This window comes from Acinetobacter sp. YH18001 (assembly GCF_013416975.1).
GTDB lineage: Bacteria > Pseudomonadota > Gammaproteobacteria > Pseudomonadales > Moraxellaceae > Acinetobacter > Acinetobacter pseudolwoffii.
Window position 1 is genome coordinate 1 of record NZ_VPEU01000090.1, and the last position, 3,850, is coordinate 3,850.

The window sequence follows — 3,850 nt, forward strand, 5'->3', positions numbered from 1 at the left end:
GCAATAATCAATTCTTCAGATACTTTTGCAGTATTAAAAGTGTTGATTGAAATTGAAGTAGGTTCAGCAACACCAATCGCATAAGACACCTGGATTTCACACTTGTCTGCATTAAGCGGCTTACTTAAACCGTATGCTTGATAAATCTGTGTAGATGAAATTGTTCCACCTGTTTCAAAGCTAAAGTTTTCAACTTCGTAAGCACCTCCAAGGAAGAAATTTTTCACTGTTACTTTATTTGTATCACTACCGTTCACCTTCAAGATAAGGTCGTTCCCTGATTTTGTCAGGTAATTTCCAACTTGGCTAAAGGTAATACCATTTTTAAATACTACTTGATCACGACCGGATTGTTCAGTAATTGTCAAATGGCCTGTGGTGTAATCGTAAACAGTATTACCTGTTACATCCACAGTATTAGATGGAGTTGGGTTCTGTGTCGTATTTGGCATCGTAATCCCAAATGCACCGAAAATTTCTTCAGCACTGATTTCCCCACCAGTTTCAAATTTGAACTTCTCTACAAGATACTGGCCCGCTAAGAAGAAATTCTTCACTGTCACGGCATTAACGCTACTGCCGTTAACTTTCAGAATCAAATCATTACCAGACTTGGTCAAATAATTACCGACTTGACTAAACGTAATACCATTTTTAAAGAGGACTGTATCATTCCCGCCCTGCTCATTAATAGTTAATGCGCCAGATGTATAATTATACGTTGTATCTATATTGGTATCAGTTCCAGGAGTCGTTGGTTCGCTACCTGAACTACCTGGCATAGTGAGACTGAATGCAGTGAAAATCTGTTCTGCTGTGAGTTTTTGCCCTGTTGAAGTTTGAAATGTTTCAACCAGATAATCACCAGCCAAGAAGAAATTCTTCACAGTCACTTTATTGGTACTACTGCCGTTCACCTTAATAATCAAATCATTACCTGATTTGGTCAGATATGAACTGATTTGGCTATAGGTAATACCACTCGCAAATACAACTTTATCATTCCCAGATTGTTCGGTAATCGTCATTGAACCGCTGGTGTAGTTATAGGTCGTATCACCAGCGATCTCAGTTCCACTTGGAGGCGTTGGCTCACTGCTTGATCCACTAGGCATTGTAATACCAAAGGCATTGAAAATTTGTTCTGCTGTGAGTTTTTGCCCTGTTGAAGTTTGGAATGTTTCAACAAGATAATCGCCAGCCAAAAAGAAATTTTTCACTGTTACTTTATTGGTATTACTACCCTTAATCTTAATAATTAAGTCGTTACCTGATTTGTTCAGATACGAACTGAACTGGCTAAAAGTAATACTACTCGCAAATACTACCTTATCAATGCCAGACTGCTCTGTAATGGTCATTGAACCACTGGTGTAGTTGTAGGTCGTATCTCCCGCAACATTTGAACCAGAATCCGTTCCTCCTCCAGTTGTACCGTTAATTTTAGATGCAATCTGTGCTGCGGTAATCGTATATCCACCATTTGGTTGTACAGCAGAAATCGCTTTCCCCCCCCCCAAGAAATGATCTTTTACACGTATTGACTGGTTTGCATTATTATCAATAACGATAAGTAGGTCATTATTTTCTTTAGTGAATTTTATACGATCTTCAGTGATTCCTTGATCCATCAGCCAGATAACATCTGTACCGCCACCGGTCTGGTCAATCACATCAGTACCATCCGTCAAGAAATAGTAGTACTTATCATCACCCGCACCACCATCCAAGACATCATTTCCAGATCCACCAATTAATGTATCGTTCCCAATTCCACCATACAGTGAGTCATTACCAGCACCGCCATCAAGGTAATCATTGCCAGCACCCCCTTCTAGAAGGTCATTTCCATCCTGTGCCCAAATTGTATCGTTGCCATCGAAACCTTGGATCAAATCATTTCCAGATGTGCCATAAATTGTTTCTGTACTATTGGTGCCCTCAAGAACAGTATCATATAGTCCACCATAGGCTTGGGCTTTGATAATTCCATCTATATCTTTCGCGGTAATGGTATAACCACCATTTGGTTGTATAGCAGAAATTGCTTTTTCACCCCCTAAGAAATGATCTACTACACGAATAGACTGATGAGCATTTTGATCAATCATAATAATTAGATCATTGCCTTCTTTAGAGAAACTAATTCGATTAGCAGTAATTCCGTGGTCCATCAACCAAATTACATCATTCCCTCCACCAGTTTGGTCAATTACGTCAGCACCATCAGTTAAGTAGTAGTAATATCTATCATCTCCAGCACCTCCGTTAAGAATATCAGTGCCAGCGCCACCTATTAAAATATCGTTACCTGCACCACCATACAGGACATCATTGCCACTCTCTCCCCATAGCGTATCATTGCCATCTCCACCATAAATTACATCATTTCCATTTGCTGCATAGACGGTGTCATCACCTTGTCCCATTTCGAAGACTTCATGTGTATTACGGTAGCCCCAAACCATATCATTAGATGAAGTGCCGTGATAAGTGACATGATTTTCAATATAGCTATTGTTCCAAATGGTTGAATCTGCAAATTGGATTTCATTAATCTTATAATGACCACCATCAAAATAATTCTTGATTATGACTTGGTCAGTATTATTAGAATGATTCACAATCAGGTCTGTACCGTAACGATGTAGACTGATATCGGAAGCTTCAATACCTTCTCCAAAACGGAGAATATCAAAAGAAGTAGCAACATTACTATAGTTTTGCCCTTGTGCACGCTCAATAATAATGTCTTGACCATCACCTAGATTAAATAGGTAAACTTCATCACCAAATGAGCCATGAATAATGTCATTTCCTTTGCCACCCTGAACATATACAGCACGCTGAGATTCAGTTAATTCCTCATCTACAATACGCTGATAACCATCTTCATTTTGTATAAATTGATCACGATTATCGCTGTTTACAAACTCTCTCCGGTTAACATCGACAACTAGAATGTCATCTCCATTACCTCCAGATAAAGATCCGAGTTCATCATAGCCAAGACTTGTCAATGTCAGATGATCTTGACCATCCCCACCATATAAATGTCCTTGACCAGTAATTATATCGTTCCCATCCTGACCTTCGAGAACCCCTTGTCCAGTTAATGTGTCATTACCAGCACCACCAAGCAAATGGCCAGAACCTTGAATTTCATCATCTCCAGCACCGCCATCTAAATATCCGGATGCATAGATTTTGTCATTGCCATTTCCACCATAGACAAAATATTGGGTCTCTGGATTTTCTAAGTAATTCGTACTGCCATAAATGATGTCATTTCCATCCCCAGCATGAATTACATCACGATCCGTTGTTCCTTCAATAATGTCATCATTGTTCGTGCCTTTAACAGCTTGAATATCAAAATCTGACTCATTCCATACTAATGAAGATTGTCCTTCAAACTTAATAAAGTTGATTGGTTTATTAGAGGAATAGCCAAATTGAGACTGAATCGTAAGTTGATCTCCAGATACACGATGTGTAATCACCATGTCTTGACCAACTTTTCTAATAACGATGTCTTCTGGATTGATATTGATAAATGCTACTGTATCTGCGTCATTTTGATTCTTATATTCGTATTGGATAACATCTTGTCCCCAACCTAATTCAAACTGATAAATATCATTACCAGTACTACCTACTAGAACATCATTTCCTGATCCGCCAATAAGTATGTCATTTCCAGCACCGCCATCAAGGTAATCATTACCAGCACCACCAATTAAGGTGTCATTGCCCTCAGCTCCTTCCAGACGATCATCTCCTGAACCACCATCCAGAACATCACTCCCAGAACCACCATATAGTTGGTCATTATCTAAGCCGCCTTCTA

At 39.2% G+C, this 3,850-nt stretch carries 2 pseudogenes; both read right to left on the reverse strand.

Annotated elements, in window-relative coordinates:
• A pseudogene (locus FTV48_RS15050) lies at window positions 1-110 on the reverse strand (methionine adenosyltransferase domain-containing protein); the annotation flags it as partial.
• A 102-nt stretch (window positions 111-212) separates the two neighbouring features.
• Window positions 213-3,797: pseudogene (locus FTV48_RS14200) on the reverse strand (calcium-binding protein); the annotation flags it as partial.
• Window positions 3,798-3,850: the final 53 nt, after the last annotated feature.